This window comes from Cyanobacteriota bacterium (genome assembly GCA_025054735.1).
Taxonomy (GTDB): domain Bacteria; phylum Cyanobacteriota; class Cyanobacteriia; order SKYG9; family SKYG9; genus SKYG9.
The window spans coordinates 1-2792 of sequence record JANWZG010000462.1; the positions used below are offsets into that span (position 1 = coordinate 1).

Genomic DNA, 2792 nt, shown 5'->3' on the forward strand with positions numbered 1-2792 from the left:
GGATAGCTAAAACCGTACCTATCATGCCTGCTTTAGAGCCGCTTGCTATGCTGCAAAAGTCTTGATTAGTCAGCATAACAACTAGCAGGTTGCTGTAGGCTGTAGAGGACTCCGAACTTGCAACACAAAAAAGTCATCCTGCGCAGTAAGGGACTCAATTAGATAGCCATGCATCCGTAAACTGTCAGGAACTTGCTCGATCGGCTCTCCAGGATCCAGCCACACTTCAAGAAGGGAATCTGGTGGTAGCTGCTCCAACCGCAATCGTGTCCGTACAAAGTTGATTGGACATGGTGTACCACGCAAATCCATGTGTGCATCAGGCGTAGGGGACTGTGGCGACTGAGTAACCATAGCTATCCACCAAAGACCTTACCAAGGAATCCCTCAATACCACCCTTGCCAACGCGATCGCCCCGAACCTTAGCTAGCTTCTCCAATAGCTCCCGCTCTTCAGTTGAAATTCGGGTAGGAATATCGACCTGCACCGTAATCAGGTGATCTCCACGACTAACCGGATTTCCCAGCCGAGGCACACCCCGTCCCTCTAACATCAGTACTGTATTCGGTTGAGTACCGGGTGGAATCGTTAGCTCTGCCAGACCATCCACCGTAGCGACATCCAACCGACAACCCAAGATTGCCTGGAGATAGCTAATTTTTACCTCAGAGAGAATGTTTGTGCCATCACGCTGAAATTCCGGGTCTTCATTCACGAACAAATACACATACAAATCTCCTGGCGAACCACCGCGTTGACCTGCATCTCCTTCACCTGACACCCGTAAGCGAGTACCATTGTCAACACCTGCCGGGATATTAATTTTCAACTTCTTCGTTTCCTGCTTTTGCCCTGCCCCACCACAGGCATCGCACTTATCTTCAATCACCTGTCCGGAGCCATTACACGTCGGGCAAATTGAAACCTGGGTGAAACTACCAAAGGGAGTCCTAGTAGCACGCCGAATCTGGCCGGAACCGCCACAACTAGGACAGGTTCGAGGCTTTGTACCAGGTTTAGCGCCAGTACCACTACAGACCTCACAGGTCTCTAGATGATTAATCCGAATTTCCTTTTCGCCACCAAAAACTGCTTCACGAAAGTCCAGCTTCAGATCAATGCGCAAGTCGTCCCCGCGAATTGGCCCACTGCGCCGCCGACTCGCCTGGCCTACTCCACCAGAAAAACCGCTGAAGAAACTCTCAAAAATATCTGCAAAGCCACCAAAGTCAACAGTCTCGTAACCTGAAGCTGCACCAGCACCGCTAACGCCTGCTTCACCAAACCGATCGTATCTAGCCCTCATTTCTGGCTCCGAGAGCACCTCATACGCTCGGTTGATCTCTTTAAACCGCTCCTCAGCCCCTTCTTCCTTGTTGACATCGGGGTGATACTTGCGGGCCAACCGACGATATGCGCGCTTTAATTCATCTTTGTCTGCGTCACGAGAAACGCCAAGAACTTCGTAGTAGTCGCGAGCCATGGCAGATAGGGATTACGTATGGAATACAGTGAAGAAATACAATTGCCAAACAACTATGCAACCAACGTTGACGTTGTTATGTAATCTATAACGTAACATTTCTGGCTTTAGTCGAATAGCCCACTAAGGCGATAATAACCGAACCTTTGACCGACAATTTTAACCGAACTAACAATGCTAACTATAGTAACCACATTCATCTGCGCAGACGTTTAACTAGCTGAGACAGATTTATTACTCTTCGATCGGTTCATAGTCAGCAGCAACGGTGTCATCATTGGCAAAGTCAGTGTCATCTCCGTCGAGAGGCATACTACCACTAGGAGACCCAGCAGAGACACCAGTTTGCTGATATACAGCCGAGCCAAGCATGTAGATAGCGTCTCGCAATGCATTAATGCGAGCAGTCATCTCTTCGACAGTGACTGATTTGTCAGCCAAGGCTGCTTTCAGTGCCATAACCTTTTCATTAGTTTGAGCTTTCAACTCATCAGAAATAAACTCTCGATTATCTCGCAGGGTTGTCTCATAGCTGTAGAACAGACTGTCAGCCTGATTTTTGAGTTCAACCAACTGCATTCGCTGCCTATCTTGATCGGCATAGAGTTCAGCCTCTTGCCGCATCCGCTCAATTTGACTTTGGGATAAGCCACCCGTATTGGTGATGCGAATACCTTGCTCCCGGCCAGTTCCCTTGTCTTTAGCAGAGACTTTAAGAATGCCGTTAGCATCAATCTCAAAGGTAACTTCAATTTGAGGAACACCCCTAGGAGCCGGAGGAATGCCAGTTAACTGAAACTTTCCTAGGCTCTTATTATCGCGCGCCATAGCACGCTCACCTTGCAGGACGTGAATTTCTACAGATGTTTGACCATCTGTTGCTGTTGAAAAGACTTGCGTTTGACTAGTGGGAATTGTAGTGTTCCGTTCAATAATCTTTGTAAATACCTCGCCCAAGGTTTCAATGCCCAAGGACAAAGGCGTAACGTCTAGCAGTAGCAAATCTTTAACTTCACCACCCAAGACACCCCCTTGAATAGCCGCTCCTAGAGCCACTGCTTCGTCGGGGTTAACTGACCGATCAGGTGACTTTCCCTTAAAGAACTTCCGGATGGCTTCTTGAACGGCTGGGATCCGTGTGGATCCTCCCACCAACAGAATGCGATCAATGTCATCAATTCCCAAACCAGCATCCTTTAACGCTTGATTAACTGGTTCGATCGTGCTTTCAACCAAATGACTAACCAGTTCTTCAAACTTGGAACGAGTTAACTCCATCTCTAGGTGCTTTGGCCCCGTTTCGTCTGC

At 48.4% G+C, this 2792-nt stretch carries 3 protein-coding genes; all 3 read right to left on the minus strand.

Annotated features, from left to right (window positions below; genetic code table 11):
- Positions 1 to 81: 81 nt before the first annotated feature.
- On the minus strand, positions 82 to 354 hold the full coding sequence (locus tag NZ772_16820; protein ID MCS6815218.1) for a sulfurtransferase TusA family protein: 273 nt from the start codon (positions 352 to 354) through the stop codon (positions 82 to 84).
- A 2-nt stretch (positions 355 to 356) separates the two neighbouring features.
- Entirely contained in the window at positions 357 to 1484 is a 1128-nt protein-coding gene (gene dnaJ / locus NZ772_16825) for a molecular chaperone DnaJ (protein ID MCS6815219.1), read from the minus strand.
- Positions 1485 to 1718: 234 nt separating this feature from the next.
- A partial coding sequence (locus NZ772_16830; protein MCS6815220.1) for an Hsp70 family protein occupies positions 1719 to 2792 on the minus strand: 1074 nt, incomplete at its 5' end.

Bases quoted from the DNA above. Each gene is read 5' to 3' on its own strand.
- NZ772_16820 (MCS6815218.1), bottom strand. From the start codon at position 354: ATGGTTACTCAGTCGCCACAGTCCCCTACGCCTGATGCACACATGGAT.
- dnaJ (MCS6815219.1), bottom strand. From the start codon at position 1,484: ATGGCTCGCGACTACTACGAAGTTCTTGGCGTTTCTCGTGACGCAGAC.